The organism is Paeniglutamicibacter psychrophenolicus, assembly GCF_030812255.1.
In the GTDB taxonomy this organism is placed as follows: domain Bacteria; phylum Actinomycetota; class Actinomycetes; order Actinomycetales; family Micrococcaceae; genus Paeniglutamicibacter; species Paeniglutamicibacter psychrophenolicus_A.
The window spans coordinates 42315-66910 of record NZ_JAUSSH010000005.1 but is presented as its reverse complement, the minus strand read 5'-3'; the positions used below and the strand labels follow the sequence as shown (position 1 = coordinate 66910).

29 protein-coding genes are annotated in these 24596 nt (G+C 66.0%); 20 read left to right on the top strand and 9 right to left on the bottom strand.

The genetic code is table 11. The annotated features are described in order from the left end of the window. The first annotated feature begins 199 nt into the window (after positions 1-199). On the top strand, positions 200-955 hold the full coding sequence (locus J2T21_RS09000) for an SOS response-associated peptidase (RefSeq protein ID WP_307580605.1): 756 nt from the start codon (positions 200-202) through the stop codon (positions 953-955). Here J2T21_RS09000 and J2T21_RS08995 read toward each other — a convergent pair. After that, complete coding sequence (locus J2T21_RS08995) at positions 952-2394, bottom strand: exodeoxyribonuclease VII large subunit (RefSeq protein ID WP_307580603.1); 1443 nt, start codon at positions 2392-2394, stop codon at positions 952-954. The two genes, J2T21_RS09000 and J2T21_RS08995, sit on opposite strands and share 4 nt — an antisense overlap. A 307-nt stretch (positions 2395-2701) precedes the next feature. Between J2T21_RS08995 and J2T21_RS08990 the strand changes: the two genes are divergently transcribed. Beyond that, entirely contained in the window at positions 2702-3190 is a 489-nt protein-coding gene (locus J2T21_RS08990) for a hypothetical protein (RefSeq protein WP_307580601.1), read from the top strand. Here the strand turns inward: J2T21_RS08990 and J2T21_RS08985 are convergent. Both J2T21_RS08985 and J2T21_RS08980 read right to left on the bottom strand, forming a co-directional pair. Beyond that, on the bottom strand, positions 3127-3984 hold the full coding sequence (locus tag J2T21_RS08985; protein ID WP_307580599.1) for a helix-turn-helix transcriptional regulator: 858 nt from the start codon (positions 3982-3984) through the stop codon (positions 3127-3129). The two genes, J2T21_RS08990 and J2T21_RS08985, sit on opposite strands and share 64 nt — an antisense overlap. A 124-nt stretch (positions 3985-4108) precedes the next feature. After that, positions 4109-5179, bottom strand: coding sequence for a helix-turn-helix transcriptional regulator (locus J2T21_RS08980; RefSeq protein WP_307580597.1), 1071 nt, complete (start codon positions 5177-5179; stop codon positions 4109-4111). Positions 5180-5228: 49 nt separating this feature from the next. Between J2T21_RS08980 and J2T21_RS08975 the strand changes: the two genes are divergently transcribed. After that, positions 5229-5609, top strand: a complete 381-nt coding sequence (locus J2T21_RS08975) for a hypothetical protein (protein ID WP_307580595.1) — start codon at positions 5229-5231, stop codon at positions 5607-5609. Positions 5610-5647: 38 nt separating this feature from the next. On the opposite strand, the gene J2T21_RS08970 is transcribed toward J2T21_RS08975, so the two are convergent. After that, positions 5648-6943, bottom strand: coding sequence for an alpha/beta hydrolase (locus J2T21_RS08970; RefSeq protein ID WP_307580593.1), 1296 nt, complete (start codon positions 6941-6943; stop codon positions 5648-5650). 412 nt (positions 6944-7355) lie between these two features. On the opposite strand from J2T21_RS08970, the gene J2T21_RS08965 reads away from it, so the two are divergent. The 3 genes from J2T21_RS08965 to J2T21_RS08955 all read left to right on the top strand — a co-directional run bounded on the left by J2T21_RS08965 (position 7356) and on the right by J2T21_RS08955 (position 9381). Then, the gene (locus J2T21_RS08965; RefSeq protein ID WP_307580591.1) at positions 7356-8252 is read left to right on the top strand and encodes a helix-turn-helix transcriptional regulator; all 897 of its coding nucleotides are present in this window, start codon (positions 7356-7358) and stop codon (positions 8250-8252) included. 5 nt (positions 8253-8257) lie between these two features. Beyond that, entirely contained in the window at positions 8258-8680 is a 423-nt protein-coding gene (locus tag J2T21_RS08960) for a (R)-mandelonitrile lyase (protein WP_307580589.1), read from the top strand. 131 nt (positions 8681-8811) lie between these two features. Beyond that, positions 8812-9381 (top strand): DapH/DapD/GlmU-related protein, encoded by a 570-nt coding sequence (locus J2T21_RS08955; RefSeq protein WP_307580587.1) that lies wholly within the window; start codon positions 8812-8814, stop codon positions 9379-9381. Between the two features lie 12 nt (positions 9382-9393). Here J2T21_RS08955 and J2T21_RS08950 read toward each other — a convergent pair whose 3' ends face one another. Then, on the bottom strand, positions 9394-9549 hold the full coding sequence (locus J2T21_RS08950; protein ID WP_307580585.1) for a hypothetical protein: 156 nt from the start codon (positions 9547-9549) through the stop codon (positions 9394-9396). Between the two features lie 1126 nt (positions 9550-10675). Here J2T21_RS08950 and otnK point away from each other — a divergent pair. From otnK to J2T21_RS08915, 7 genes are all read left to right on the top strand, one after another. Further along, positions 10676-11923, top strand: a complete 1248-nt coding sequence (gene otnK / locus J2T21_RS08945; RefSeq protein ID WP_307580584.1) for a 3-oxo-tetronate kinase — start codon at positions 10676-10678, stop codon at positions 11921-11923. Between the two features lie 17 nt (positions 11924-11940). Beyond that, a complete protein-coding gene (gene otnI, locus J2T21_RS08940) occupies positions 11941-12720 on the top strand; it encodes a 2-oxo-tetronate isomerase (RefSeq protein ID WP_307580583.1) in 780 nt (259 codons plus the stop codon). Further along, complete coding sequence (locus tag J2T21_RS08935; RefSeq protein WP_307580582.1) at positions 12717-13499, top strand: DeoR/GlpR family DNA-binding transcription regulator; 783 nt, start codon at positions 12717-12719, stop codon at positions 13497-13499. The genes otnI and J2T21_RS08935 overlap by 4 nt, the downstream gene beginning before the upstream one ends. A 14-nt stretch (positions 13500-13513) precedes the next feature. After that, positions 13514-14476 (top strand): D-erythronate dehydrogenase, encoded by a 963-nt coding sequence (gene denD / locus J2T21_RS08930; protein ID WP_307580580.1) that lies wholly within the window; start codon positions 13514-13516, stop codon positions 14474-14476. Between the two features lie 27 nt (positions 14477-14503). Further along, complete coding sequence (locus tag J2T21_RS08925) at positions 14504-15955, top strand: GntP family permease (RefSeq protein ID WP_307580578.1); 1452 nt, start codon at positions 14504-14506, stop codon at positions 15953-15955. A gap of 45 nt (positions 15956-16000) precedes the next feature. Then, positions 16001-16624: a 3-oxo-tetronate 4-phosphate decarboxylase gene (gene otnC, locus J2T21_RS08920; RefSeq protein WP_307580576.1), complete on the top strand. Its 624-nt coding sequence runs from the start codon at positions 16001-16003 to the stop codon at positions 16622-16624. Between the two features lie 148 nt (positions 16625-16772). Next, positions 16773-17186 (top strand): helix-turn-helix domain-containing protein, encoded by a 414-nt coding sequence (locus J2T21_RS08915; RefSeq protein WP_307580574.1) that lies wholly within the window; start codon positions 16773-16775, stop codon positions 17184-17186. On the opposite strand, the gene J2T21_RS08910 is transcribed toward J2T21_RS08915, so the two are convergent. Together J2T21_RS08910 and J2T21_RS08905 are read right to left on the bottom strand one after the other, a co-directional pair. Next, on the bottom strand, positions 17183-17458 hold the full coding sequence (locus J2T21_RS08910) for a hypothetical protein (protein ID WP_307580572.1): 276 nt from the start codon (positions 17456-17458) through the stop codon (positions 17183-17185). The genes J2T21_RS08915 and J2T21_RS08910 overlap by 4 nt on opposite strands. A 276-nt stretch (positions 17459-17734) precedes the next feature. Beyond that, positions 17735-18019 (bottom strand): hypothetical protein, encoded by a 285-nt coding sequence (locus J2T21_RS08905; protein ID WP_307580570.1) that lies wholly within the window; start codon positions 18017-18019, stop codon positions 17735-17737. Between the two features lie 37 nt (positions 18020-18056). Between J2T21_RS08905 and J2T21_RS08900 the strand changes: the two genes are divergently transcribed. The 5 genes from J2T21_RS08900 (at position 18057) to J2T21_RS08880 (ending at position 21241) form a co-directional block, all read left to right on the top strand. Continuing rightward, on the top strand, positions 18057-18461 hold the full coding sequence (locus J2T21_RS08900; protein ID WP_071215149.1) for a VOC family protein: 405 nt from the start codon (positions 18057-18059) through the stop codon (positions 18459-18461). 450 nt (positions 18462-18911) lie between these two features. Then, positions 18912-19304 carry a VOC family protein gene (locus J2T21_RS08895; protein WP_307580568.1) on the top strand — a complete coding sequence of 131 codons (393 nt, stop codon included), beginning with the start codon at positions 18912-18914 and terminating at the stop codon, positions 19302-19304. A gap of 95 nt (positions 19305-19399) precedes the next feature. Next, positions 19400-19822: an alternative ribosome rescue aminoacyl-tRNA hydrolase ArfB gene (gene arfB / locus J2T21_RS08890; RefSeq protein WP_307580566.1), complete on the top strand. Its 423-nt coding sequence runs from the start codon at positions 19400-19402 to the stop codon at positions 19820-19822. A gap of 343 nt (positions 19823-20165) precedes the next feature. Beyond that, positions 20166-20987 (top strand): DUF1206 domain-containing protein, encoded by an 822-nt coding sequence (locus tag J2T21_RS08885; protein WP_307580564.1) that lies wholly within the window; start codon positions 20166-20168, stop codon positions 20985-20987. Positions 20988-21067: 80 nt separating this feature from the next. After that, positions 21068-21241: a hypothetical protein gene (locus tag J2T21_RS08880; protein WP_307580562.1), complete on the top strand. Its 174-nt coding sequence runs from the start codon at positions 21068-21070 to the stop codon at positions 21239-21241. Between the two features lie 50 nt (positions 21242-21291). Here the strand turns inward: J2T21_RS08880 and J2T21_RS08875 are convergent, their stop codons facing one another. Further along, positions 21292-22014, bottom strand: coding sequence for an AAA family ATPase (locus J2T21_RS08875; protein ID WP_307580560.1), 723 nt, complete (start codon positions 22012-22014; stop codon positions 21292-21294). Positions 22015-22029: 15 nt separating this feature from the next. Further along, a complete protein-coding gene (locus tag J2T21_RS08870) occupies positions 22030-22470 on the bottom strand; it encodes a VOC family protein (RefSeq protein ID WP_307580558.1) in 441 nt (146 codons plus the stop codon). Positions 22471-22675: 205 nt separating this feature from the next. Here J2T21_RS08870 and J2T21_RS08865 point away from each other — a divergent pair, with 205 nt between their 5' ends. Together J2T21_RS08865 and J2T21_RS08860 are read left to right on the top strand one after the other, a co-directional pair. Then, complete coding sequence (locus tag J2T21_RS08865) at positions 22676-22987, top strand: hypothetical protein (protein ID WP_071215143.1); 312 nt, start codon at positions 22676-22678, stop codon at positions 22985-22987. Between the two features lie 142 nt (positions 22988-23129). Next, a complete protein-coding gene (locus J2T21_RS08860) occupies positions 23130-24494 on the top strand; it encodes a dihydrolipoyl dehydrogenase family protein (protein WP_307580556.1) in 1365 nt (454 codons plus the stop codon). Positions 24495-24596: the final 102 nt, after the last annotated feature.

Genomic DNA, 24596 nt, shown 5'->3' with positions numbered 1-24596 from the left:
GACGGATTCCATATTTTCCGCACGGTGTCATCGGCGCAAGCCAGCGAACCGAACAAGCCCACATATCCGGGAGGTGGCGCGGCGACGTTTCGGCGGAACCGCGTAAACGATACGGTGTCTATGGGTGCAGTGGGGCCGCGGCGCCAAGGGCCCGGAACTGTTGTGAGAATGTGAAATTCAACAAGAAGGGGTGGTGGGGATGTGCGGTAGATACGTGATGGCCAAGGCCATTGGAGACCTGGTCGCAGAGGCCGAGGCCGAAGCGGATGCAAACCTCGAGCTGCGGCAGTCCTGGAACGTCGCCCCGACCACCGACGTGCCGATTGTGCTGGAGCGGCTCATCGATGGGGAGGTACACCGGCAGGTGCATGTGGCCAAATGGGGACTGGTGCCGGGGTGGGCCAAGGAAGCGTCCGTGGGCGTGCGCGCGTTCAATGCCCGCAGCGAGACTGTGACCGAGAAGCCGACTTTCCGCGCCGCTGTGAAGGCCCGGCGCTGCGCGGTCCCGGCCGAGGGGTACTACGAATGGTTGGCCGGGGACACACCCAAGGCCAAGAAGCGCCCGTTCTACGTCCACCCGGCCGACGAATCCTTGATCTTCTTTGCCGGGCTCTACGAATGGTGGAAGGACCCGGCCAAGGAGGATGGCGACCCGGACCAGTGGCTGCTCTCCACCACGATCCTCACCTGCCCGTCCCCGGACGCCGATGCGGAACCCGAGGTGCTGGCGCAACTGCATGGGTTGCATGACCGGTTGCCGATCCCGCTGTCAAAGGACACCATGGCCGAATGGCTGGATCCCGAGGACAAGAACGCGGCCGAGCTGGTGGAGATGGTGCGAGCCGGTGTCGATGAGGTTGCCTCCGGCTGGGAGTTGCGCGAGGTTGATTCCGCGGTCGGCAATGTCCGCAACGACGGGCCCGAACTCGTCGAGGAGCACACCGGGCTGTTCTAGACCTCGGAACTCGCGGTCTCGGCGGGTACATGCCGCTGGAGATTCCGCAAGCGCCGAATTGTTCGGACCCTTTTTATGGAGGCCATCCATTCCGTTGTCGTTGGCGGCACTCGCATCGGTCTTGGTGCGGGCCGCCGGAGCTTCCCGCGGGCGATGTCAAGCCTCCAGCTGATGACCCAGGCAGCAATGAGCGCGATGCCCTGGGTCGCAAGAACCGTTCGAGGCGTTGGATCCACGCCGAAAAATTCCAGCCAACCGCTGGCGCCAAATAATACTGAAACCGCCAGGCCCACCACGAGGCCGGTGGCCAGACGAGAGTACCCCTTGACCCGTCGCCTGGCCATGTCGAGAAGTGTTTGAACATGCTGGGTTTCGCTGGCGGCCATGTGCTGACGCATCGCAATTAGGTTGCTGGTCGCCTCAGCGAGTTCCGCCTTGAGGTCCTTTATCTGTCGCTCGGCCTGCACCTGCTCTTCTTGTTTGGAGGCTGCCATGCGCTGGTCGCGGGTTTTGAAGAATTCTGATTTTTGGTTCTTGCGGGTCTGGTCAATGGCTCCGGCGAGTGCGCTCGGTGTGCCGAATGAAGCCAAGGCTGCCCTGTCCGCCAATGACACGTCATCAGCATGTCCCACGGCGGTTACCACCGGGATTCCTGCAGTGAAGATGATCTCTGCAAGCTGCCGGCTGTGGAAAGCCCGCATGCCCGACCAATGACCGCCGCCGCGGACAAGGGCCACCATCCCATGGCCATTTTGCTTGGCTGCTTGGAGAATCTCACTGAAGCGCACACAAGCGTTGGCCTGGTACCAGTTGATGCTTTTGTAGTCGACAATCTCCGGCTTGTTGCCACGATCTCCCAACTCAAACCACAGGTCGTTCTTGCCTTGGGAGTGTTGCGGGCTGACGACCGTCACCGCCTCCAGCATCACAGCGGGGAGAGGGACTCCTTGCTTGGCCTTCCGATGGACCTGCCCGTTTGGAACCACGGCACGTTTGCATTCCGGATGGCTCTTGACGAATTCATCAAGTGTTTGCTTTTGTTCGCCAAGCATTGCGCCGGTTCTCCGAAAACCGGAACCTATGCCAGAAACACGGAGCCTGAGGGAATTCGCCCAAAAATCGGTTTCCCCGCGAACTTCAAGGCTCATGCCATCAACCAACGCGGCGGACAAGGTGGAGCCCTGGGATTTCAGGTACTTTTCAATTCTGGTCACGTCGCTGCCCCAGATCTTGCAGGGAATGATTGAAAGTCGTTCGCCGGCTTCCAGATTCCCCTCCCTGGATACCAGGTCGAAAGTCCACGTATTGCCGCGACCCTCGACGGCATTCTTGCATTCGCCGGTCACCCAATACAGTTGTTTGGCGCACGAGGCTTCAATCCGTTGGCTGAGCTTCCGCGCTGAAATGGTTTCGGGCTTTAGGCCTGTCGAGCTGGTCATGGCCGGGTCCTCTCGCCGGGTTGCTGACGTTGAAGGTTGCGAGTGTCCGATTGAGACTAGCGTGCCGATCTGACACTTTGCCATTGCCTGATAGGTGGGGAAGGGAAGAGCCCCCCATTTCATTCCTGTGCCCGGGAAATACTCAGGGGCGGCACACGAACAACGGCACCGGCCGGATTGCCTCGGACCAGGTTGCCGCGCTGCCGGCCGGCTACGTACGACTGCGTATGGCCCCGGCCGCGCCCCCGGGGAAGACTGGTGCCTGTCGGTGCGAAGGGAACGCGCCACCAACCTTGGAGGAATCAAAGTGGGTATCAGGATTTGGGGGATCCGGGCGGCTGCGGCCACCGGAGCCGTGGCATTGGTGGCGGTGGTGGGGGCGCCGGCGGCGCTGGCACACGAATGCTTCAAGAAGCAGTGGAGCGATGCGGCCTACGCGCAGCAGCTGCAGCAAAGGCGGTGGATGCCGTTGGATGTGCTGGCCGAGCAGTTCATCATCGCCGAGGTTGCCCCGGACTGCGTGGGCAAGATCGATCTGGTTCCCTACATGGAGCCGTGGATGGAAGCCGAAGGCATCTCGCATGTGCCGCTGATCTACATGAACTCGAGCATCTCGGAGAACTCGTTCGCCGCCTGGGCCAACGAGTCCGGGAACTCGGGCCCGGGACTGATCGGTTCGGGCAAGGAAAGCCGTGCCATCGGCTACATCGAAAACCACATCGAGGCCCTGGATCAGCTGCTGGGCCAGGCGCTGGGCGATGCGGTGTCAAGCGGGGTGTGTGAATTCCCGGAGTAACCTCCGGGACGGTCATCGGCACCGGCGGGCTGCAGGGGGAGCAACCCGCATTGCTGGGCGCGGAGGACCGCCGACAGGCGGTCCACCGCGCCCAGTTTCCGGTACAGGTTTTCCTGGTGCTTGTGCACCGTGCGGTGCGAGACGCCCAACCTCGCGGCAATGCCGTGGGCCGTGCAGCCCCGGGCAACCAGGGCCAGGACCAGCAGTTCGCGCGCTGTCAGCGGGCGCTCGGGTTCGGCCGCCGGGGCGGGTCCGGGCAGCAGGGATTCGAGCAGGCGGATGTGCGCATCCAGGCCCCGTACGATCGGCTGGAGGAAACCTGCGGACTCCAGGTCACGCTCCCGGTAGGCCCCGTCGCTGACGAAGCCGTAGGTGGCGGACTGCGTTCCGGCGGTGCCCAGCGGCAGCGAGAGCTGGTGCCTGCCCAAGCCGAGCCGCTCGATCATGGAGTCCGCGAACTCGGAGACCGCCCAGCCTCGCTCGCAGACCTCCAGCAGGGTCACCGGGGCGGGGTCGGCGGTGGCGTTGTGGTAGGCAAACATCGGATGGTCGGCTCCGGCCCGCTGCGCCGCCAGTTCCCAGGCCGCGGTGTCGAGCACGGGGTAGTGCCCGAAGATGGAAACAGCGCTGGTTCCGCCCCGGGCGGCCAGCGGGGCCCTGACTGCCGCAAACGCGTGAAACGACTCCAGTAGGGCATCGTGCAGCAGCGTCCGGGCCGCTCCCGGATCCGTTTCCTGCAGGATCCCGGCGGCCGTGTCGAGCCATCGTTCACGAAGGCGGTCAGCGCTGTCCATGCAGCTGTTCCCCTCCCCAAGCACGCTGCGACGAAGTACCCGTTGGGGGACATGCTACGCTGCCGCACACCCGGGCGGGAGGGGGCGGAGGGCGGTGCCCCTGATGCGCCGTTGCTCCGCCTGGTCAGTGGCCGGCGGCCATGGCCACCAGGGCGCCGCGGCTTTGCACCCCGCACTTGGCAAAGAGGGACTTGAAGTCGTCCTGCACGGTGTACCTGCCGATGCCCAGGGCCCGGGCCAAAGAGGCGGTGTCCAATCCGCTCGCGGCAAGTCCGAGCAGCTGGCTTTCGCGCGGGCTCAGGGCGAAACACCTCCCAAAGACCGCCATGCGTTCGGCGGGCAACGCGTCCTGGATGGTCACCGCGATGGGTGCCGGTGCCTTGTCCGTCGGCGTGTTCATGCGGGTTGCAGACAATCGCGCCCAAACCCCGGCCCCCACATGGACCAGCGAACCGGCCGGGTGCGCATCGACGCCGCGCTCCTGGGCCAGCAATTGGGCGGCCACGTTGAGCACCTCCGCCGGGATGCCCTGGTGCGGGCGGGGCCCGGGCTGCAGCAGCTCCAGCCAGACGCCCGCGGAATCGGTCTGGCTGATGATGCCCAGGTTTTCGGCCAGCACCAGCACGGCCTGGGGGTGGGGTGATGGGGCGGCATTGTTGCCGGCCTGGAACTGCCTCGCCGAGCCATGCCGCAGGCCCGTGGTGATCGCCGGGGCCAGCGATGACAACTGGCCCGCCTCGGCGGCGGTGAACACGCCGTCTTCGTGGCCACGCCACAAATCAAGCCAGCCCCAGATGCCCCACCTGTCCGCGAAAACAATCGACAGGACATCGGTGATCGAATGCCTGCACAGGACTCCGGCCCAGGATTCGCTTCGGGACAGCTCGCCGTCGGTGGCCGCGGCCAGCGAGACTGCGCGCGCAGGGGCTGCCGGCAGTGTGGTCCACCGGTTCAGCGCCGTGGCGTACTTCAGGGTGATCAGCAGGGGCAGTTCCGCGGTTCCCGGGACCTGTGCCATCGGGGAGACCCCGACGGTGGTGATCGGGTCGGCCAACGGCCACACCCAGGCCTCGTGCCCGATCGCTACCGAGAGTTCCCCGAGCACCGCAAGGCGGTAGGCGTGGCTCTCGAGCCGTGCCTCATCGAGCGCCGTGACGCGCGCGACGAGGCGTTCGGCGGCCCACCTGCTTCCCATGGGACAAGTATGCGCGCGTCCTCCGGGCAGGGAGGTTGCCCGGGCGCGGGTGGATCCCAGAAAACTGGGATGGCGGGCCACCGGGCACCGCGCCTACGCTCAAGGCATCGGCACCAAGGGAAAGGGAACCGCGATGTACACGCTTCAGATTGAACACGGAGTTAAGGACTTCGAGATGTGGAAGGGGGCGTACGGCGCCGACCCGCTGGGGCGGATCCGCTCCGGAGTCCTGGCCGAGCGCATCTTCCGTCCCGTCGACGACCGGCACTATGTGGTGCTGGATCTCGACTTTGCCTCGCGCGCCCAGGCCCAGGAATTCCTGGACCGGCTTCGGTCGGATGTCTGGTCCACGCCCGTGGTGTCCCCGGCGCTGGCCTCGGGACCCAAGACGCGGATCGTGGAGCAGGTCGTCGGCGGCACAGGGGCATAAACCGTTGGTGCCCCCTGGAACCCGCATCGGTGCGCCGATCACCTGGCCAGCGGTGCTTCATCCCGGACCGATGCGACGACGTCGAGGATCGCCCGGCTGACGGCGGCGGCGTCCTGCTGGTCCAGGAGCAGCGAGGCGTGGGTGGCGCCGTCGACGACGCGGTGGACGCTGTTGGGTGACAATTTTGCCAGGGCGTCTTGCTTTTCGGTCCAGCCGGGGGCGTTTCCGCTTCCTGCCGTCAGGACGGCCAGCGGCTTGTGGTCGAAGTCGGCCAGGGCGGCAGCCTCCCGGGCCGCGGCACCGGCGTGGAGGTATTCGTCGATGGTGCTGCGAAGCTGGCTTGCCTTTGCGGCGGTGGCGCGGGCTTCGTCCCGCGAGCGCGGTGGCAGTGTGTTGTAGTCGGACCAGGCGTAGAGCCGCACCAGGCCCAACCGTGCCGAGGTGGAGGCCAGTGCGGAGAGCCGGTCCGGGATGTCGGAGGATCCCGAGCCCTCGGGTGCCGTTGCCGCCGGTTGCGCCGCCGGGTTCGGGGCGGTGGAGTCCACCAGCACCAGGCCAGCGACCTCGTCCGGGTACCGGGCGGCGAAGCTGAGCACGTAGAGGCCGCCGAAGGAATGCCCTGCCAGCACGTAGGGTCCGGGCACATTCGCCCGGTGCAACAAGGCATGCAGGTCGGCCGCCACCTGCCGGCCCGCCTCGGCGGATCCGGCAGGTTCGCTCCATCCGAGCCCCGCCCTGTCGTAGACGCAGACCCGGGCCTCCCGGGCGACGTCCGGGGCGATCCATCCCATCGACGAAGACGCCAGTCCCGCACCCGGTTCGAGCATGATCGTGGGAGCACCCGAACCGGTGCAATCCAGGTGCAGGGCATGGCCGCCGACGTCGATCAGCCGGCCGGGCATCGGGTAGGTCCGCGCATCGGCAACCTCACTGACCGTCTCAAACCCGCCGCCTATCGAGGCGAGCGCCAATGCCACGATCACCGGATAGACCAGCACGCGCCCGGCCCGGCTCCGAAGCCGGCGGCGGGCACGCAGAAACATCCAGATGGCCAGCACCAGCACTGCCGGTGGCCAAACCCAGTTGAGCACCGCCTGGATCGGCGCACCGAATCCCGCCAGAAGAAGGCCGCACACTCCCATGAACAGCGCCGGCGCCAGGGCCCACCACTGCGGTTGGTCGGTGAACCGTGCCGAGAGCACCACGAGCAGTCCCCAGCCCAACGCGAAGCCACACAGCATTGCGCCGGTCAGGCGGCTTTCCTGGGCCGGAATGAACGGGGCTGCGGCCAGCAGCAGCGCCAAGACGAGTCCTGCCGCCAGGGATGCTGCCACGATCAATCCAAGAGGTCCCCTCGGGCCGGGATCGGGGTGCTGTGACCGCTCCTTGCCGTTCCCATGGGGAACGGGAGCAACGGGGCTGGGTGTGGCCGTCATGATGGACTCGATTCCACGGACCGCTGGCGTCGCGGAAGTGCAGCCATCCGCACTTGGGGCACGTGCCGTCAACTGCGACAAAGGCTAACATCATCCGGTTCAACCCTCCATGGCAGGAGGGTGATCGGTGCTGCCGGATCCCTGGTCCATGTCCAAGGCATTCCCGGGGCATCCCCGGGTTCCGGGACACTCATCGTGGAACGGCCCGGCGGCACCGCCAGGGGAGGACCTACGATGCGGCGGAGACTTGCACGAAGGGTGCACTGGGAGGGTATCGCTCATCCCGGGGCGCGACCGTAGGCTTGGGAGCATGGATAACAGGTCGGAAGTGCGCGAGTTCCTGATGTCGCGGCGGGCCAAGGTCACCCCGGAACGTGCCGGCCTGCCGGCGTATGGCAACCGAAGGGTTGCCGGCCTGCGCCGCGGCGAGGTGGCAAGCCTCGCAGGGGTGAGCGTGGAGTACTACGCGAAGCTTGAACGCGGAGCGATTGCCGGTGCCTCGTCGTCGGTATTGGACGCCCTGGCCCGTGCGCTGATGCTCAGCGAGACCGAGCGGGCGCACCTGTTCGACCTGGCCCGCGCCGCCGACGGCATACCGACCTCGGGGCGCCAACGCCGCCCCGCGTCCCCTGCCCGGCCGCCGCGTGAATCCCTGCAGTGGGTCCTGGACTCGATGAAGGACTCCGTGGCCTTCGTGCGCAACGAGGCCCAGGACCTGCTGGCCGTCAACGAACTGGGCAGCGCGTTCTATTCGCCGGTGATCGGCGACGGCGGCGGACGGACGCCGAACCTTGCCAGGTTCCAGTTCCTGGACCCCGCGTCCAAGGCCTTCTACCCGGACTGGGAGCTGTTCGCGCAAATGTGCGTGGCCATCATCCGGAACGAGGCGGGGAAGGACCCGCAGCACCGCGGCATCCAGGACCTGGTCGGCGAGCTGTCCACCCAAAGCGGGGCCTTCCGCACCCTGTGGGCCGCCCACGACGTGCGCACCCACGGCACGGGAACCAAGAGGTTCAACCACCCCGAGGTGGGGGAGCTGGTCCTGGCCTACGAGGAACTGGAAATCACCGCCGAGCCGGGCCTGAAGCTCATGGTCTACACGGCACCACCGGGCTCGGAATCCCACCAGAAGCTCCAGCTGCTCGGTTCATGGAACAAGACCCGCATCCTCAGCAACCCCGCGCTTCGCGCAGCGGAAAGGAAATAGAAACCGTGGCACACAAATTCCTGCCCAAGGCCCCGACCACCAAGAACGGCCCGGAGCAGTTCACCGGCGACGTCTGGGTGGACCCCATCGCCTCTCCGCAGGAAGAAGGCCAGGGCATGATTGTCGCCCGGGTTCGCTTTGCCCCCGGGGCCCACACGGCCTGGCACTCCCATGCCAGGGGCCAGACCCTGCACGTGACCAGCGGCGTCGCCCTGTTCGGCACGCGCGACGGCACCGTGGTGGAAGCCGTGCCCGGCGAAACCGTGTACTGTCCCGCGGGAGAGGAACACTGGCACGGCGCCACGCCGGAAGACTTCATGGAGCACCTGGCGATGCTCGAGAACGCGGATGACCCATCGCAGACCACCCGGTGGCTCGAGCACGTCGCCGAGGGCGAATACCGCCGACCGGGCAGCGGGAAGAGCTAGGCACTGCAAGGGGTGCGGATCGGGCAAGGCCTGCCGCGCGGTCCGGGAGCAGCGCGCGCCCGCATTTTGTCGGAATCGAAAGCTTGACTCGGTGTGGGCCTCCTGGGCCGCCACCCGGGTGAAAGGACACCATGGAACTCAATGACCTTCTGGCGGAGCTGGATGCCGGGCACACCATCACGGGGGACTCGCCCCTGCACGGCATCATGCACCGGGTGAGCCAGGAAGCGCTGCGGATCACCGGCGAACTCAACGGCGGATACCACGAGCCGGCGCGGGTCCGTGAGCTGCTCGCGCAGCTAACCGGGAAACCGGTGGATGAAAGCGTGACCCTCTTCCCTCCCTTCAACGCCGATTTCGGGAGGAACATCACCCTAGGGAAGCGGATCTTCGTCAACGCCGGGTGCAAGTTCCAGGACCAGGGCGGGGTAACCATCGGGGATGACACGCTCATCGGGCACAACGTGGTGATCGCCACGCTGAACCACGAGCTTGCCCCGAGCCGCCGCGCCGACATGCATCCGGCCCCCGTGGTGATCGGGCGCAACGTGTGGATCGGCTCCAATGCCACCATCCTGCCCGGGGTGGGCATCGGGGACGACGCCGTGGTGGCTGCCGCCTCCGTCGTCACCAGGGACGTGCCGGCCGGAGCCGTCGTGGTGGGTTCCCCCGCACGGGTGGTGCGCACCGTCACCGGGTAGCGGGCACCGGAGTCACCGGGGGCGTTGCTGTTCCCCGCGTGCTGCCGCGGCTTCGGTGTCCGGCGCCCCGGGGCCGGGCTCGGCCGCGTGCCCGCGCCGCAGCATGGCCAGCGCACAGGCGGCAACCACCACGCCGGCCACGAGCATCAGCCAGCGGTAGTCCACCACCGAGACCAGCAGTGCGCCCGCCGCGTTCGAGGAACCGAGATGTCCTTGGCCCGGATGAACAGGGCCAGGAACAAGGCGCTGTCGGCGAGGTTTAAGGCGGTCCAGAGGCCGGTGAACCTGCGGAAGACCGGGATGGACAGCAGCGCTTTCACGACTTCTCGCCCCTGCGGATGAGATCGTGGGCCAGGGCGGTGGCCATGAAGACGCGCACGGGGGCGGAAGTCGCGGGGCGCCGGGTCGGGTCGGTGATGCGATCCAGTAACGGGGCAATGAGTTCGTTGTACCGTTCGTTGAGGGTGTCGGCTTCCTTGGGGGTCGGGAACAGCGTGGCAACGGCCTCGAACAGGGGCCCCTTTCAGGTTTCGGGAACCGGAAGGTGCCGTCCGGCACGCATGCGTTCGAATTCCCAGTTCTGGAGCATGTCGCCAAGGGCCAGGGCCGCCGACAGGGAATCGGGGCCACCTTGTTCCGGTCCAGGTTCTGGGTGACGTCGGTGATCTGCCAGGGCCGGTTGCGACCGGTGGCTCCGGGTGCGCGCACGATGCAGCCGTGCTCGGCCAGGGTGCGCAGGTGGAACGAGCAGTTGTCCGGGCTTCGCCGACATACTCGCTGCAGCGGGCCGCGGTGATCGGGCCCTGGGTGCCGACAATCCCCAGGAGCCGGATGCGCAGGGGTGGGCCAGCGCCCGCATGGCCTTGGGATCGGTGATGTCCATGCGCGACACGTAACTATCGAAAGAACTCTTTCGCAAGAGTTCTTTCGATGTGGAATCTGCCTGAGGTGTGGTTCGCGGCGCGACGGCCAGGCCGTGCTCCGTGCACGGTCTCCCATCGGAGGTCGTCGCCCCCGGGCCCGGGGGCATATGCAAGGCGAATGCCCACAGCGGTGCGCGTTACTTGGGCATGTGACGTGGTTGGGGAGGATGGGAATATTTGTGAACTTCACTTGTCTCATTGGCCGGCTCGGGCCGGTGTCAGGAGTTGTTAAGCCCCGAATGACGGAAGGTTTACGCCAAATTCCAATCCCGCTTGTCAAGCGCGCCATTGCCCCCTGCTGTGTGAATATGATAACTTTTGTGAAACATTGTAAACAGCGGTGATGGCGCCGCGGCAGACGGGGAGTGAACATGGGTGTTCAGCTTGGTGTAATCGCCGATGACTTTACTGGTGGGACCGACATCGCGAGTTTTCTCGTGGCCAACGGGGTGAAGACCATCCAGCTATCGGGCATCCAACCGCTCGACTCCATTGCCGATGACGTGCAGGCAATCGTGGTTAGCCTCAAGAGCCGTTCGAATCCGGTGGATGAAGCCATTGAACAGTCGCTGCAGGCTCTCGAGCTGCTCAAGGCCGCCGGTGCCCGGCAGATCTTCTTCAAATATTGCTCGACGTTCGATAGCACTTCCCGGGGGAACATCGGTCCTGTCACCGATGCGCTCCTGGACGCCTTGGAGGAAAATTTCACCGTCGTCTGCCCGGCACTGCCGGTCAACGGGCGCACTACGTACCAGGGCTACCTCTTCGTCAACGGCGTGCCACTGGACGAATCGGGAATGCGCAACCACCCGGTCACCCCGATGACCGACTCAAGCCTTGTCCGCCTCATGGATGGCCAGTCCACGGGAACCAGCGGGCTGGTCCCCGTGGACACCATTGAACGTGGTCGCGAAGCAGTCGGTGAGGCACTGGCCGAACTGAAGGCCGAGGGAAACCGCTATGCGGTGCTCGATGCCCTCAGCGACCGGCATCTGGATGTTCTGGGCCAGGCCGTTGTCCAGATGCGCCTGGTCACTGGCGGCTCGGGACTTGGCGGAGCCATCGCCCGGGCGCTCCCGGAGGCAGCCAGGGGTGGACGCTCGTCCTTCACGTCAAAGACCGGGTCGGCCGTGATCTTGTCGGGTTCCTGCTCGGTCATGACCAACGACCAGGTCGCCGACTACAAGACCAAGGGCCCCTGTCTCGCCGTGGATGTCGACCGACTGCTGACCTCGCCAACTGGCTACGACGCGGAAGTGCTGGCGTGGTTCAGTGAACAGCCTTCCACCGGCCCTGCTCCGCTGATCTTCGCCACTGCCGGTCCTGAAGAAGTGCAGCGTCTGCAGCGGACCTACGGTTCGGCCGAAACCAGCCAGGCCATCGAGGGATTCTTCGCGCGCATCGCCATTCGGCTGGTGCAGGACGGAATCCAGCGCATGGTGGTGGCCGGCGGCGAAACCTCCGGTTCGGTCACCACGGCGTTGGGAATCACGGGATTCGAGGTGGGGGAACCGATCGCCCCGGGCGTTCCCTGGGTCCGGACACTTGATGGAAGGGTCGATCTGGCCCTGAAATCCGGAAACTTCGGGACCGTCGACTTCTTCAGCCAAGCCCAATAAGACCAGGAAAGCCGATCATGCCGAAATTTGCCGCGAACCTGTCCATGATGTTTACCGAATTGCCGTTCCTCGAGCGTTTCGAGGCAGCGGCGACCGCGGGCTTCAACGCCGTCGAGTACCTCTTCCCCTACGACTTCGAGAAATCCCTGATCGCTGAGAAGCTAGAGGCCCACTCTCTCGAACAAGCCCTTTTCAATGCCCACGCGGGGGACTGGGACGGCGGCGAGCGCGGGCTGGCCACGCTGGAAGGACGCCAACAGGACTTTCGGGATTCGATCACCCAGGCCCTGGACTATGCCCGGGCCCTCGAATGTCCCAAGATCCACATCATGGCAGGCATCAGCGATGTCACCGCGAAGACCGAGGCCCTGTATGTCGAGAACGTGCGGCGTGCGGCCGACCTGGCGGCCGCCTTTGACATCGAGGTGCTGGTCGAGCCGATCAACGCCCGCGACATGCCCGGATATTTCCTGGGCAGCGTAGCCCAGGCAATCGACCTGCTTAAGCGGATCGACCGGCCAAACGCCCGCTTGCAGTTCGACTACTACCACGCCCAAATCACCGAGGGCGATGTCACCATGCTGATGCGCGATTCCATCGATTCCATCGGCCACATCCAGATCGCCTCGGTGCCCGAGCGCAACGAGCCGGACACCGGGGAGCTGAGCTACCCATACGTGCTGGCCGAATTGGATGCTGCGGGATATCGCGGATGGGTGGGGTGTGAATACCGGCCGGCCGGGGAAACCACCGCGGGCCTGGGATGGCTCGCCGCCTACCGAAACGAAGCCAAGTGATTCCCCTCGAGCGCCAGCGCGCCATCCTCCAGATGCTTCAAGAACAAGGAAGTGTCAGCATCACCAGCCTTGTCGAGGCCCTGGGCGTATCCCACATGACGGTGCGCCGCGACATCCACCGGCTCGAGGAACTCGGCCGCGTCGTCTCTGTCCCCGGGGGTGTGAGCCGGCCCGAGCGACTGGCCCTGGACCAGTCGCACACGGTCAAGGAAGGACTGCAGCAAGCGCAGAAACTGGCCATTGCACAGGCTGCCGCCGAGCAGGTCCAGCCCGGAAACGTGGTGTTCCTCGACGCCGGCACCACCACGCTGGCCATCGCCCACTGCTTGGCTCCGATGCCGAACATGGTCTTCGTGACCAACGACCTGTCGATTGCCCTGGGCCTGTCCGAACGCTCGAGAAACGAACTCTACTTCGCCGGCGGTGCCCTGGACCGTGCCAACCTCGCGTCGGACGGTTCGCTGACCGCCCGGATGATTTCCCAGTTCAACGTCGATGTGGCGTTCATGTCCACCTCATCCTTCGATCTGCGTGGAACCTCCGTGCCCGCCGACGCCAAGCTGGCGGTCAAACGGGCCATCAAGGAGACCGCCGCACGCACCATCTTGGTGAGCGACAGCAGCAAGTACGGCCGGGTGGCCAGCCTGCAGGCAGTCAAGCTCACCGACATCGACGGAATCATCACCGATTCCGGACTTGCCGATTCGGCGGTCGAGAAGATCAGGGAACTGGGCATTCCCCTCACCCTGGTCGACCCCCAGCTCGAATTCCCCAACTAAAGAAAGTTTCAAAGATGAAAATCATAGTTACCGGCGGAGGCGGATTCCTCGGGAGCCGTGTCATCCAGCTGCTCCTTGAGCGCAAGGACGCGGGCACCGGCGCCGTGGAATTCGACCAGATCGTCTCCCTGGACCTGGCGGAATGCCCCGTCGATGATTCGCGCGTCACCTCGGTCAAGGGAAGCATCGGCGACATCGAATTGCTCCACGGTTTGGTCACGGAGGACACCGTGGGCATCTTCCACCTCGCCGCCGTGCTCAGCGGTGGCTCCGAGGAAGACTTCGACCTGGCAATGAATGTCAACGTCGACGGAACCCGGGCACTGCTTGAGGCGGCCCGGAACACCAAGGCCGCCCCGCGCTTCGTGTTCACCAGTTCCCTGGCCGTCTTCGGCGGGGAAATGCCGCAGATTGTGCCGGAGAACCTGGCCACACAGCCGGAATCGACCTATGGCATGGTCAAGTCCATCGGCGAACTGCTGGTCAACGAGTACACCCGCAAGGGCTACATCGACGGGCGCATCTGCCGCCTGCCGACCATTTCCGTGCGCCCCGGCAAGCCGAACTCCGCGGCATCGTCCTTTGCCAGCTCGATCATCCGCGAACCGATGAACGGCACCGGATCGGTGTGCCCGGTGCCGGTTGAAACGAAGATGTGGCTCTCCTCGCCCAACGCCGCGGTGGCCAACCTGGTCCACGCCTTTGAACTTGGCGCAGAGACGCTTGGCGGCTGGCGGGTGCTCAACGTCCCGGGACTGAGCGTCACCGCCGGTGAAATGCTCGAGAGCCTGGCCCGCGTCGGTGGCCAGCAGGCGCGTGACCTGGTGGAGATCGCATACGACGCGAAGATCGATGCGATAGTCGGCTCCTGGCCCGGTGCCTTCGACGTCGAACGCACCCGCAGCCTCGGTTTCGTCTCCGACACCGACTTCGACCAGGTCGTCCAGCAATACCGCGACGATTTCATCGCGAACTAACTTTCCCCGGATCCTAGGAACACCACCATGAATTTTGCGGTTGAAACAATCGCAACTGCCAGCCCGGCGGCCATCGTCGGGCTTGTGGTTGCCATCGCAGTGCTTATCTTCCTTGTGCTCAAGACCAAGGTGCATGCACTGCTGGCCTTGATCATCGCGGCTTCCATTGCCGCGCTGGCCGCCGGCATGACACCCGAGGCGGCGGTCGCCTCGATCACCGCCGGATTCGGCTCCACCCTTGCCACCATTGGCCTGGTCGTCGGCTTCGGCGTGATGATGGGCCGCATCCTGGAAGTTTCCGGGGCGGCCGAGAAATTGGCCATCTCCATGATCCGCTGGCTTGGCAGCAAGCGCGAAGACTGGGCGCTGTCGGTCGCGGGCTACATCATCTCCATCCCGATCTTCGTTGACAGCGCATTCGTGATCCTCACCCCGCTGGTCAAGGCGCTGTCCAGCAGCACCGGCCGCTCGAAGCTGACGCTGGGCATCGCCATGGCCGGCGGCATGGTGCTGACCCACCACGCGGTCCCGCCGACCCCGGGCCCGCTGGGTGCCGCAGGCATCTACGGGGTGTCGATCGGTGACATGATCCTCTACGGGTTGCTGCTGACCCTGCCCGCCCTGGTGACCGTCACGCTTTACGCCCGATTCGTTGGCCCCAAGATCGACGCCATGGCACCGGTTTCGGTGTCCGTGGCGGCCGGAGGCGGAGACAGCATCCTGCCCGTCGCCGATGAGAAGACCACCGCCAAGGAAGCCTTCAAGGAATTCAACGAGCTTGCCGATGAACGCCTGAAGGAACTCCCGTCCCTGTTCCTTTCCCTGCTTCCGGTTCTCGGGCCCATCGTCCTGATCTTCCTGAACACCGGCATCTCGGCCGCGGCCAAGGCCACCGATGGAGCCATCCCGGACATGGTTGTCCAGATCGCTTCATTCATCGGCAACCCGGTGATCGCCGTGGGTATCGGCGTGTTGCTGGCCATCTACGGGCTGGCCCGCCAGATGGACCGCAACTCAGTTCTTGCCGAGATGGAAAAGGGCGTTGAGTCGGCCGGCATCATCCTGCTGGTCACCGGTGGCGGTGGAGCCCTGGGCGCGGTGCTGCGCGACAGCGGTGTCGGCGATGCCATCGGCCAGTGGGTCTCGACCCTCCCGTTGCCGAGCATCCTGATCCCGTTCCTGATCGCCACCATGGTCCGCCTGGTGCAGGGCAGCGGAACCGTTGCCATCATCACCTCGGCATCCCTCTCTGCACCGATCCTGGCCCAGATCCCCGACGTCAACATGGTCTTGGCCGCACAGGCTGCCTGCTTGGGCGCCATGGTGTTCAGCTACTTCAACGACAGCCTGTTCTGGGTCGTCAACCGCATGCTTGGAGTCACCGACGTGAAACGGCAGATCCTGACCTGGTCCATTCCGACCACGGTTGCCTGGGCTACGGCCCTGGTCACGATCCTGGTCGCCGACATCTTCCTCTGATGGGTACCCACCCATCCACCAACATTCCAAGACAAAGGGCAGTAAGTGAAGTTTCTCGAGACTAGAGCAGAAATGGTGGAGTTGGCGGCAAGCCTTTTCCAGCGTGGATACTCGGTGGGCAGCGCCGGCAACATCAGTGTCCGCGTGGCCGATGGCTACCTGATGACACCCACGAACTCCTCGCTGGGGCGGTTGGACGCCGGGAGCTTGTCGCTCTTGGACCACGGGTGGAACCACATTTCGGGCGACGCCCCCTCCAAGGAAGTCGTTATGCACCGCGCCATGTACGAGGCGCGGCCGGATACCGGGGCCATCGTCCACCTGCACTCCACGCATGTGACAGCGCTCAGTTGCCTGGCACCGGGCACCGGTTCCTTGATCGAGCCGCACACCCCGTACCTGGTGATGCGCCTGGGCGAAGACATTCCGCTGGTTCCCTACTACAAGCCGGGGGACCCCGGCATGGAGCGCGACATCTTTGAAGCCGCCCGGGAGGCCAAAGCCATTATCCTGGGCAACCACGGCAGCATTGTCGCCGGGAAGAGCCTGGTTAATGCGGTGGATTCCGCCGAGGAACTGGAGGTCTCCGCGCAGCTGGCGCTCTTGCTTCGCGGGCGGGACACCCGTCCGCTGACAGGGTCGGAGATTGATGCCTTGATGAACAGGTAACACCGGTCATCTGTGACCGTCCTGTCTGGACGATGAAGGGCCCGTGTCTGGTGACTGTTATGCAGTCGCCGGCCACGGGTTTTTTCGTTGCCGGCGGTCCGAGGGGCTGCCGCGTCGAGTGGGGGTGCGCGCTGATAACCTCGATTCCATGAAGCAATCCGAGCTTGAAACGCTCACCGCCCTGCGCAGGGCCAAGGACATGATCGACCGCGAATACGCGAAACCCCTGGATGTGCCCACCATGGCGACCAAGGCCCTCATGTCCCCGGCGCATTTCTCCCGGCAGTTCAAGGCCGCCTACGGGCAGAGCCCCTACGCGTACCTGATGACCCGGCGCATCGAGCGTTCCATGGCGCTGCTGCGCGCCGGGGTCAGCGTCACCGACGCCTGCATGGAGGTGGGCTGTACCTCGCTGGGCTCCTTCAGCACCAGCTTCACCCAAATCACCGGGGAAAGCCCCAGCGGCTACCGCAACCGGGAACATGCAGCGGTGGAAGCCATGCCCGCCTGCATCGCCAAGTCCGTGACCCGCCCCAAAAGCACCAAGACGCCCCGGTATTAGGCCCCCAGGATCTTGCCCAGCGCATCGGCCGTCAGTTCCCCCGCGGGGGTGTGGTGCCCAGGGCGCGGTGGATGGAAAACCCCCTCGATGAGCGCATCAACCTGTTGCGTCGTTGCGGGCTCCATGTGGCGTTCCAATGCCCGGGCGCTGATCTCGAGCCAGCCTTGGGTGATCTTCCTGAATCGCGCATCGCGCGCCGCTAGGGTGTACAACTCCATGGTGAGAACCAGACAGCGGCGGAAATCCAGCACGTCGCCGTGGATCAGCTCCACCTGCGCCGCAACCAGCTTCGCGCCGGAAAGCTCACCGGCAAGCCGCGCGGCGAGGCGGTCGCCGACCCCGTGGGCAAAGCGCGTGAAGGCCGCCTCGAGCAGTTCGTCCGTGCCGGGGAAGGTAGGTCATCGAGCCCAGCGGCACGTCGGCGAGCGCCGCGACCTTGCGGTGCGAGGTTCCGGCCACGCCCTGGGACGCAACCAGCTCCAGTGCGCAGTCGATGACGCACTCGCGGCGGTCCGGATCGAGCCTTCGTCTGGACGCTGACTGGGGTCCTAAAGGGTCTTGATGACGCGGGCCGGATGGCCCACCGCCACCACGTTGGCCGGAACATCCCCGGTGACCACAGCACCGGCGCCGATCACGTTGTTGTCCCCGATGCTGATCGGGGCGGCGTCCAGGGTCGTGAGATTGTAGTTGATGAAGGTGCGCTCGCCGATCGACAGCTGGGTCCCGTAGTCCACGAACAGCGGGGGCTTGATCTCCACGTCCTCGCCCAGATGCCCCACGGGATCGACCAGGGCGTGCCGGGTGGCATGTTGGCATCGAGCAGGATTCAAGAAGCGTCCCCGGGGCACCCGGCCCTATGGTTGAGCCATGGATATTTCACTGCAGTACTCTCACATCACCGTCAACGACGTCGACGCGGCCATTCCCTTCTACCGCGACGGGCTGGGCCTGAAGGTGGAGAACGACGTGGCCTCCGGCGAGCACCGCTGGGTCACCCTGGGCTCCGACACCCAGCCGGGGCTGGGCATCGTGCTCTCGGACCCGCACGCGGGGCGCTCGGAGGCCGACGGCAACGCCATCCAGGAACTGCTCACCAAGGGGGTGCTGCCGATGACGGTCTTTTCCACCTCCGACCTTGACGGACTCTTCGAGCAGGTGCGGGCCACCGGGGCCGAGGTCCTCCAGGAGCCCATCGAACAGCCGTGGGGCCCGCGGGACTGCGCGTTCAGGGACCCCTCGGGCAACTTGATCCGGCTCTCGCAGCGCCAGTAGCCGAACCCTTCGGCGGACCAAGCGCAGCGGGCCCGCATCGTCGTCGTGGCGATGCGGGCCCGCTGTCGGTGGCCCCGGGCCTACCTGATCGGTGGCACCGGTCCGATCGGGTCCGGTTCAGCGGGCGGATACGGGTGTTGCGGATCGGGCCGGGGCGGCAATGGCCCCGGGTCCGGCGGCGGATCGTAGGGCGGTACGGGAGGCCCGGGCGGAATCGGTGGAGTCGGCGGAACACGGCCGGGCTCGGCCGGCCGGTCCGGGGGCTCGGGAGGCTGTGGGATGGTCATGGCCGCTCACTTCTGTCGATGGTGGTTGCAGGCCCAGTGTATGACGTGCCGACGTGCCGCGATACCCCCGCGCGCCGCACCTGCACTCACGCTTCCGGGCCTCTTTTTCCCGGAACCGGACGTAAAATTGGAGGGCCAGATTTCCACCCAAGGATGGTTCCCCATGTCACTTTCAACCAGCCCATTGACCACCATCATTCCCGTCACCGATGCCGAGCGGTCGCGGAAGTTCTACGAGGATGCCCTGGGCCTTCCCTTCCGGGGCAAGGCAGCGGACGGCAACCTCGTTTTCACCCTCGCCGGTGCCGGTTCCCTGGCCCTGCTCAGCGATCCGCAGGCAAGGCCCTCCACCCACACCGCAGCCAGCTTCGAGGTCAACGACATTGCCGACGCGATCGGCGACCTCGATGACCGCGGCGTGGTCTTCGAGGACTACGACCTGCCGGACCTGAAGACCGTCGACCACGTCTGTGTCCTTGGATCGGAGAAGGCCGCGTGGTTCAAGGACCCCGACGGCAACATCCTGTGCCTCCACGAGGACCACGCCCAGGCATAGACGCCCCGCCCGGCCCCTGCCCTGCAGGCAGGGACCGGGTGCCCCGTGCCCGGCGCAGGGGCGTTCGCGCCCCCGGACCATGCGATGCTTGAAGCATGGATCTGGAGATTTCACCGGTGCTTTCGATTCCGGCATCCGAGCTCGACTGGCGGTTCTCGCGTTCCTCGGGGCCGGGCGGGCAGCACGTGAACACCTCGGACAGCCGCGTCGAGCTTTCCTGGAACATCGACGGCTCCCGGGCGCTGACCGACGCGCAGCGCGAGCGCCTGGTCTCGCGCCTGGATTCGAAGCTCGTTTCCGGCGTGCTGACCGTCTCGGCCTCCGAACAGCGGTCCCAGCTGCGCAACCGCGAGATGGCGCTGCAGAAGCTCGCCGGGATGCTGGTCTCGGCGCTGGCACCGGATGGGCCGCGCAGGCGTGCCACCAAGCCAACCAAGGGCTCACAGCGCCGCCGGCTCGCCGCGAAGTCACAGCGCTCGGCCACGAAGCAGCAGCGGCAGCGGCCCTCGGCCGAGTAGCGGTCCTGCCGCGGTGCGTTGTGCCGGGCTCATGGCCAGCAGTGGAGGCGTGGATTGTGCCCGTCCGGTCGAGCCGCAGGCCCGGCCCGGGTCCTCTGCGCGGATGCTGCGTGGCCAGCCCGACGGAGTGGTTCTCGTTGCCGACTTCCATCAGCTGCCGAAAACCGGGCCTGCCGGCCCGCCAGGTGCGGCTGCGTTCCAGGCCCGTGACCGGAAGGTTCAGGTTGTTGACTCCGCCGAGTTCGGGGATGGGGGGGAAACGTATTGCGTCCGGCCCGAACAGTGGCAGGATGTCGTTATCGACACGCAGCTCCCCGAGTGGGCGCAGCCAAGGGGGACCCGCATGAAGAAGGAACTGAACGACGTTGCCAACGCCGCCGAGGATGCCTCGAATTCCCGGGCATTCGTGATTGCCGCCAGGGCCGGCTTTGCCGTCAGCGGCCTGTTGCACGTCCTGGTCGGGATCATTGCGGTCAGGCTGGCCTTCGGGGATTCCAAGGATGCCGAGCAGAGCGGCGCGATGGCACAGCTGGCGGCCCAACCTGCCGGGTATGCTCTGGTGTGGATCGGCAGCACCGCTTGCCTGGCCCTGGGGCTGTGGCAGATAAGCGAAGTCCTTTTTGGATACCGCCGCGCACCGGCAAGGACGAAGCTGGGCAAAAAGCTGTCCGCCGCCGGCCAGGGCATCGTGTTTCTCGCGCTCGCCGTGGGGTTCGGCTCCTTTGCCTTGGGCAACCGCAAGGACAGCGGCGAGTCCACCAGTGACGCCACGGCCGGCATCATGTCCATGCCCTTCGGCCCCGCGCTCTTGCTGCTCATCGGCGCGGGCGTCGCCGTGGCCGGAATCGTCTTTGTGGCCAGGGGCATCTTGAAGTCGTTTGCCAAGCAGCTGTCCCTGCCCGTCTCCAAGGCGCTGCAGCAAGGAACCCTGGTGCTGGGCGTCTTGGGCTACGTTGCCAAGGGCGTGGCACTGTTCCTGGTCGGGCTGCTGGTCATCGTTGCCACGGTGCAGGCGGACCCCGAGGAATCCACGGGGCTCGATGGTGCGCTCAAGGCGCTGCGCAGCCAACCCTTCGGCGTTTACGCGTTGGTCTTCATCGGCGTTGGCCTGGGGTGCTACGGGCTTTTCCAGATCGCCAAGTCCCGCTTGGCAAAGATGGACTGAATGCCTGCGCGGCTTCGTGCGGCGCGCGGAGGCCGACGGATGGCTGGCCTGCACTCCACGAAACAGCTAGCGTGGGCCTCATGAGTGATGAGAACCGGAACATGGCCGAAAACGAAGAGCCCGGAAACAATCTGACACCCAACACCGACGAACGCGAAGTCAGCGAGAAGCAGCTGTCCAAGTGGAAGAGCGAGGGCGGTGCCCTGCCCGAGGACTTCGACCCGGATGCGGCGCCATCCGGCTCCGGGCAGTAACCGCCGGGGGCTTGCCGGGTGTGCAGGGCCAGGTGCCCTGCACGCCTTTTTTATAGGTGGCGCAGGTAGCGTTCGGGCAGGTTCATGAAGGAGCGCCAGTTGGTCACCAGGTCCAACTCGTCCCAGGCGCTGTGCCGCAGCCCCCACGGGCCGACCTCGTAGATGTCGGCCCCGGGCAGGGAAGCGAGCAGCGGCGAGTGCGTGGACATGATGACCTGCGAATCGCCCTGCGCCATGAGGTCCTTCAGGATGCCCACCAGGGCCAGGCAACCGGAGAACGAGAGCGCGGACTCGGGCTCGTCAAGGACCCAAAGTCCGCCCTCGCGGAACCTGTCAAGGATGAGTTCGAGGAACGATTCGCCATGGCTCATGGTATGGAATTCCGGATCCTTGCGCCGCATGGAGGGATTGTCTTCGAGATAGGTGTACAGGCCGTGCATGGTTTCGGCGCGCAGGAAGTATCCGCGTCGGCTGGCACCGATGTTCCGCACCAGCTGCAGGTGATTCTCCAAACCGGACTCGGTGGCCCGGGTGCTGTGTTGCGCACCGGTGGAGCCGCCCTCCGGGGACAACCCGTAGCCCAGCGCGATGGCCTCGATAAGCGTGGATTTCCCCGAGCCGTTTTCGCCCACGAAGACCGTGGCTGCACCGAAGTCAAGGCCCTGGTCCAGCAGCTGGCACACCGGGGGGAGCGTCTGGGGCCACTGGTTGCGCGGTGCGGGGGAAAGCTCGTGTTCGGCGATCCGGCGGATCGGCAAGCTGGAGAGCCTCATCGGTGGAGGGAGTTCTCAGACACCGGTGACGGTTCCGTCGTCGTCGATGGCGAAGGACGGGTTGTGCACGAAGTCCCAGCGGAAGCCGTCCGGGTCTGCCACGCACGCGCTGGTGCCGCCCCATTCCCGGGTGGTTGGCGCGCCGATCGGGGTTGCGCCGGCGGCCAGGGCCCGGGCGTAGAGGTCGTTGACCTCGGCGACGCTGGTGGTGTTGTGGCCCAGTGAGACCGGAGGGGCCAGCGGGCCGTGCCCGACTTCCCCGTATTCGCCGGGCATCGATTCGACGTTCCACAGCGCGAGCAAGAGCCCGTGGCCGGCCTGGACGAACAGGATCTCGCCGGGGATGAAATTGATTTCGCGGAAACCCAGGCCCGTAACGTAGAAGTCGCGTGACCGCTGGACATCGCGCACCCCAAGGGTGAGCGCGGTGATTGCCGGGGGCGTGTCTGTGCTCATGCACCCAAGCATAGGCCCATGTGAAAGTGCTTCAAGGGAACCCTTCAACAACAAACCGTAGTACGCATGTTCTACTCTCATCTTGTCTAGAACAAAGTTTCTAATAAACTGGTGAATGCACGGGCGCAACCCGCAACCGCCTTTCATGCCCCTGGGGCAAGGAGGGCGTCGGGCCCGCCCGTGCAACGGGAAGGGTGGCGAGCGAATGGGAATCTTTACCCAGTCGATCGAGGTTGACTGCACACCGGCGGGGGTGCCGATCCGCATGCGCTGGCAGGGTCGCGAGTACCGGCTCGCGGCCGAGCCGGTGCGCTGGTTCGAGCGACGGAACTGGTGGACCGAGGAGCTGCGTGCCGAACGCGGCCGCGGCCCGGGGCTCGTGGACTACGAGGTCTGGCAATTGCAGGTCAAGCTCGCCGGCGTGGGCCCATTGCGCACCTTCGAGGTTTCCCGCCAGGCCGATACCGGCCGCTGGCGGATCATCCGCATGCCCGAGGCCTACCGGGAAAGCGCCTAGCGCAGGCCCGGCCGGGCCCGGGAACCCCGCCCGGCTGGGCCTGGAAACAGGTCGAACGCTGGTCGTGGGCCGCGCCAGGTGCAAGGCTGGGGGCAGGTGCCTGGACGGCGGCCGCGAGGAACACGAACACGGGAGCACTCCAATGGAAGAAGTATTCGATGCCGCGATCATCGGCATGGGACCCGGCGGCGAGGTCGCCGCCGACCGGCTGCTCACCGCCGGCAAGAAGGTCGTGGTCTTCGAATCCGAGCTCATTGGCGGGGAGTGCGCCTACTGGGCCTGCGTCCCCTCCAAGACCGTCCTGCGCGGGCCCGAGGTGAACATCGAGGCGGCAGGTGCGGCCGGAGCCGCCGAAAGCGCCCTGGACTGGGAAAAGGCCCGGGAGTACCGCGACTACATGGCCCGGCACCTCGACGACAGTGCCCAGGAGCAGGGGTATGCCAAGCGCGGGGCGACCGTGGTGCGCGGCAAGGCGACAATCACCGGACCGGGACACCTCAGCGCCAACGGGAACCAATACCTGGCTCACCACATCGTCATCGCCTCGGGAACCGTCCCCGTGATCCCCGAGTTCCCGGGGGTCGGGGAGATCACCGCCTGGACCAACCGCGAGCTCTACACCCTCAAGGTGCTGCCGAAATCCGTGGCCATCGTGGGCGGATCCGCGGTGGCGCTGGAGGCCGCCTTCTTCCTGGCCGGATTCGGGGTCCAGGTCACCGTGCTCAACCGCAGCGCCCGGCTGCTGCGGCGCGAGGAACCCGAGGTCTCCGCACTCGCCGAGGAACACCTGCGCCGGCTCGGGGTCAAGGTGCTGGCCGGCAGCACCGTGGCCAGCGGGCGGCGCGGGGAGGACGGGACCAGCATCCTGGAACTGCAGGCGGGCGGGGAGGTCGTGGTCGATGCGGTCTTCTTCGCCACCGGAAGGGCCCCCCGCGCCGAGGACCTGGATGTGGCACGCGCCGGTGCGACCCTTGACGGGAAGGGCGGCGTGCGGGTTGACGAGCACTGCTGGGCGGCCGAGGGGCTCTGGGCCATCGGAGACGTCACCGGGATCATGCCCTTTACCCATGTGGCCAAGTACCAGGGCCGCATCGTGGCCGACTGCATCCTGGGCAGGGAACGAAGTGCAAGCTACGACGGGATCCCGCGTGTGGTGTTCGCCAGCCCGGAGATCGCCGCCGCGGGCCTGACCCGGGAGACGGCCGAGGAGCGCGGAATCGACGCGGCGTCCATCCAGGTCAATCTGCCCGAGACCCTCGCCCGGCCCTGGACCTACGAGCAGGACCCGCGAGGGGACCTGGGCCTGCTGGTGGATCGGCACCGGAGGGTCGTCATCGGAGCCTGGGCCATCGCTCCGCAAGCCAGCGAATGGATCCACCTGGCATCCCTGGCGATCAGGGCGGAGATCCCGCTGGAGGTCCTGCGCGACATGGCCCCGCAATTCCCCAGCTACACCGAGGCCTACCTCGTGGCCCTGGACCGGCTGCGAAGCGACGAGGGAATCTAGGCCGCGCCAGTGGGCCTTCTCACCGCACAGCTTCCCGCCGCAGGTCAGCGTCGGGAAGGGTGCCCCGATGACCGGGAGTCCTCCGCGCGGGCCGGCCACGGG

Bases quoted from the DNA above. Each gene is read 5' to 3' on its own strand.
- J2T21_RS09000 (WP_307580605.1), top strand. From the start codon at position 200: ATGTGCGGTAGATACGTGATGGCCAAGGCCATTGGAGACCTGGTCGCA.
- J2T21_RS08995 (WP_307580603.1), bottom strand. From the start codon at position 2,394: ATGACCAGCTCGACAGGCCTAAAGCCCGAAACCATTTCAGCGCGGAAG.
- J2T21_RS08985 (WP_307580599.1), bottom strand. From the start codon at position 3,984: ATGGACAGCGCTGACCGCCTTCGTGAACGATGGCTCGACACGGCCGCC.
- J2T21_RS08980 (WP_307580597.1), bottom strand. From the start codon at position 5,179: ATGGGAAGCAGGTGGGCCGCCGAACGCCTCGTCGCGCGCGTCACGGCG.
- J2T21_RS08965 (WP_307580591.1), top strand. From the start codon at position 7,356: ATGGATAACAGGTCGGAAGTGCGCGAGTTCCTGATGTCGCGGCGGGCC.
- J2T21_RS08955 (WP_307580587.1), top strand. From the start codon at position 8,812: ATGGAACTCAATGACCTTCTGGCGGAGCTGGATGCCGGGCACACCATC.
- otnK (WP_307580584.1), top strand. From the start codon at position 10,676: ATGGGTGTTCAGCTTGGTGTAATCGCCGATGACTTTACTGGTGGGACC.
- otnI (WP_307580583.1), top strand. From the start codon at position 11,941: ATGCCGAAATTTGCCGCGAACCTGTCCATGATGTTTACCGAATTGCCG.
- denD (WP_307580580.1), top strand. From the start codon at position 13,514: ATGAAAATCATAGTTACCGGCGGAGGCGGATTCCTCGGGAGCCGTGTC.
- J2T21_RS08925 (WP_307580578.1), top strand. From the start codon at position 14,504: ATGAATTTTGCGGTTGAAACAATCGCAACTGCCAGCCCGGCGGCCATC.
- J2T21_RS08915 (WP_307580574.1), top strand. From the start codon at position 16,773: ATGAAGCAATCCGAGCTTGAAACGCTCACCGCCCTGCGCAGGGCCAAG.
- J2T21_RS08900 (WP_071215149.1), top strand. From the start codon at position 18,057: ATGGATATTTCACTGCAGTACTCTCACATCACCGTCAACGACGTCGAC.
- J2T21_RS08895 (WP_307580568.1), top strand. From the start codon at position 18,912: ATGTCACTTTCAACCAGCCCATTGACCACCATCATTCCCGTCACCGAT.
- arfB (WP_307580566.1), top strand. From the start codon at position 19,400: ATGGATCTGGAGATTTCACCGGTGCTTTCGATTCCGGCATCCGAGCTC.
- J2T21_RS08885 (WP_307580564.1), top strand. From the start codon at position 20,166: ATGAAGAAGGAACTGAACGACGTTGCCAACGCCGCCGAGGATGCCTCG.
- J2T21_RS08880 (WP_307580562.1), top strand. From the start codon at position 21,068: ATGAGTGATGAGAACCGGAACATGGCCGAAAACGAAGAGCCCGGAAAC.
- J2T21_RS08875 (WP_307580560.1), bottom strand. From the start codon at position 22,014: ATGAGGCTCTCCAGCTTGCCGATCCGCCGGATCGCCGAACACGAGCTT.
- J2T21_RS08870 (WP_307580558.1), bottom strand. From the start codon at position 22,470: ATGAGCACAGACACGCCCCCGGCAATCACCGCGCTCACCCTTGGGGTG.
- J2T21_RS08865 (WP_071215143.1), top strand. From the start codon at position 22,676: ATGGGAATCTTTACCCAGTCGATCGAGGTTGACTGCACACCGGCGGGG.
- J2T21_RS08860 (WP_307580556.1), top strand. From the start codon at position 23,130: ATGGAAGAAGTATTCGATGCCGCGATCATCGGCATGGGACCCGGCGGC.